General features: G+C 30.4%; 3 protein-coding genes and 1 pseudogene. All 4 read left to right on the forward strand.

Translation table 11 applies throughout. The features are described from left to right. The coding region (locus HMPREF2782_RS06755; protein ID WP_070641745.1) for a sigma-70 RNA polymerase sigma factor region 4 domain-containing protein at positions 1-382 on the forward strand (382 nt) is incomplete at its 5' end. A 435-nt stretch (positions 383-817) separates the two neighbouring features. Then, positions 818-1,027 carry an excisionase gene (locus HMPREF2782_RS06760; RefSeq protein ID WP_009345237.1) on the forward strand — a complete coding sequence of 70 codons (210 nt, stop codon included), beginning with the start codon at positions 818-820 and terminating at the stop codon, positions 1,025-1,027. A gap of 77 nt (positions 1,028-1,104) precedes the next feature. Then, positions 1,105-2,340 carry a tyrosine-type recombinase/integrase gene (locus HMPREF2782_RS06765; RefSeq protein ID WP_019132791.1) on the forward strand — a complete coding sequence of 412 codons (1,236 nt, stop codon included), beginning with the start codon at positions 1,105-1,107 and terminating at the stop codon, positions 2,338-2,340. Positions 2,341-2,484: 144 nt separating this feature from the next. Then, a pseudogene (gene metG, locus HMPREF2782_RS06770) lies at positions 2,485-2,952 on the forward strand (methionine--tRNA ligase subunit beta); the annotation flags it as partial. Positions 2,953-3,195: the final 243 nt, after the last annotated feature.

Below are 3,195 nucleotides of genomic sequence, written 5' to 3' on the forward strand. Positions count from 1 at the left end.
TGGGCAAAAAATCAAAGTAAGTGAGCAGATATACAAAGTCTACTGGCAAGAAAGAGAACACGAAAAATATTTAGAGCAGGTGGATAAGAAAAACCACTTGCTATTTTTTTCGTCTCTAAATCACGATGGGAATTTTGAAGATAATCTAGAAGATAAAAATGTTGATGTTGAAAAAGTTGTAGCTACACAAATGATGATTGAAGCACTAAGAAATGCAATGTCAAAGTTAAATAAGGATGAACGAGAAATAATCGAAAGATTATATTTCAATGATGAAACACTTCGTGCAGTAGCGAAGACTCAAAATATATCACATCCTGCTTTAATAAAAAGGCGAGATAAGATTTTAGAAAAACTAAAGAAATTTATAGAAGAAATATAATTTCTGGTTACCAAAGAGGGCAAATTTTCCTTTATAAAGTGAGGGGAGTTTTGTCCTCTTTCTATTTTAAAAGAAATTTAAACAATATTTGAACCTTAACAATTGAATAGACCAAGACAAGACATTAATCATTTTTGGAGCGTAATAACCTATCCGCCAAGATCTTTCTGCTGAATAATTCGGCAAAACAAGTACTGCTAAGCTAAAAGCAAGGGAAGAAGAAAGGGAGCGATAAGTAAGAGTTTGAATATAGGGAGGGATACCCTATTCGCTACGAAGAAAATGAGGATAATGATACTTCTAAGGTTGAAGCCGGCTCATCCTGAACAGAGGCGGAGGTGAGATTCCTATGTTGCTAATCCAAGGCACTTGTCAATGTCAAAAAACTTTAAAAATATTAAAAGAAATATTTTAAATATATTATTTGGAGGATTTATGATTAACGAAAATATAAAAGGTGTTCGTGTTTCTGAGAAAGCATTTCTAACATTAAAAGAAGCATCTGAATATTTTAATATTGGTCAAGATAAAGTTAGACAATTAACGGATGAAAATGATTGCGATTTTGTATTATTTAATGGTAGTAAGCGTCTTATTAAGAAAAAGTTAATGGAAGAATATTTAAATAGACAGTTCTCTATCTGATCTAAAATTATATATAAAACACGCTTAATGCGGTATAATAATTATAGCGTGTCTTTTATCAAAAAAGGAGAATTTTTATGGTAAAAAGACGCAAAGATAGTAAAGGGGTTGTTTTAAAAGACGGTGAATATCAAAGGTCAAATGGCACTTATGAATTTAAGTGGCAAGACAAAATAGGGCGTAGAAAATCTATCTATGCGAAAACTCTAAAGGAATTAAGAGAAAAGGAATTGGATATTTTACGCAATACTATAGATGGAATCAACAACGAAGGAAGTAGCTTGTCTGTAAATGATACTTTTAAGTTATGGACAAAGGTAAAAAGAGGTTTAAAGGATAATACCTTTAAAAATTACATCTATATGTATCAACAATTCGTCGAACCGACTTTTGGTCGTATTAAACTATCTGATATTAAAAGATCTGATGTTAGAAGTTTTTATAACAGATTAAAGGAAGACCAGGGATTGATGGTTTCTACCATAGATTGTGTCCATACTGTGCTACATCAGGTTTTAGAATTAGCAGTGGATGACGAATATATAAGGTTTAATCCATCTGACAATGCTTTGAAGGAATTGAAAGTAGCTTATCGAAATGAATCTCCGAAGAAAAAAGCCATGACAATAGAAGAACAGGTGCTATTTGAAGAATATTTATCTAATAGTGACGAATATAAAAAATGGTATCCAATATTCATTGTTATGCTTTGGACAGGAATGAGAGTTGGAGAAGTTACAGGATTGCAATGGGACGATCTAGATTTTGATAATGGTCTTATAAATGTAAACAGGACTTTGGTATATTATAGTAAAGGTAAAGGATTAAACAATAGATATGCTATTAATACACCGAAGACAGCATCAGGTAAGCGAAGTATTCCTATGGTTCAAAAAGTAAAAGATGCTTTTCTTATGGAAAGAGAGTTACAAAAGACTTTTGGAATCGAATGTTGTGATTCAATCGATGGATTTAAAGACTTTGTATTTTTAAATAGATTCGGAAAGGTTCATAATAATGGAACACTTAATAAAGCTTTAAGAAGAATTGTTAGAGATTGCAATTTAAGTATAATGGATAAAAATAAATCGAACTCTAATGATATTCTATTAGTTCCACATTTAAGCAATCACATTTTCAGACACACCTTTACTACAAGGCTTAATGAACAAAATATAAATACAAAAGCAATGCAGTCTATTCTAGGTCATTCTGATATTAGTACAACAATGGATATATATGTAGATGCAACAGAAGATTTTAAGATAGAACAGATGGGAGAATTTGAAAAAGCGATGAAATTTATATTTTAGAATTTACGACAGCTTACGACAAATTTACGACAATTTGCTAGAAATCTATAGGCACTTATAGAGAGGTAGCAAATTGTCGTAAATGGAGAAGTACCATAAAATAGACTTTTATAGAGATTTAGACAATTATCTAAGGTAGAGGGGATTTTCCCAACAATGAAGCCAATAGGAAAAGAAAAAGCAGAAAATGAAATCTCATCAAATGAAAATTATGGAAAAATTGCTACAGAAAAAATTGACTTATCAAAAATAAAAGTTGAACCACTATTTGAAGATTATGTAGATTTTGAAACTTTCTCAAAATCTGATTTTAGAGCTGTGAAAGTGAAAAATTGCGAAGAAGTTCCAAAATCAAAAAAACTTTTGAAATTTACATTAGATGATGGTTCTGAAAAAGAAAGAGTTATTTTATCTGGTATTAAGGAATATTACAGCGCAGAGAGCTTAATTGGAAAGACATTGCTTGCAATTTGTAATCTTCCTCCTCGTAAGATGATGGGAATCGACTCAGAAGGTATGATTATATCTGCAATTTGTGAGTACGACGGAGAAGAAAAACTTAACTTAATAATGTTGGATGATAATATTCCAGCAGGATCAAAATTATATTAAAGGACACGCTAATTTATAAAACTGGGGTTTGTAATGAATCCCATTTTAATTTTTATAATTGGATTAATAGAATTATTAAGCTATACAATAAAATCAATTTAAAGAAAAATAAATATTAGATAATATCAGGCGATAGAAAATAAAAACTCTATCGTCTTTTTTTATACACAAAATTGGGAGGTTAAAATGGTAAGGATGAGAAGTCTCACTTAAACAATTTAATATATAAGACATTTAGCGATT

This window comes from Anaerococcus sp. HMSC068A02 (assembly GCF_001811125.1).
In the GTDB taxonomy this organism is placed as follows: domain Bacteria; phylum Bacillota; class Clostridia; order Tissierellales; family Peptoniphilaceae; genus Anaerococcus; species Anaerococcus vaginalis_C.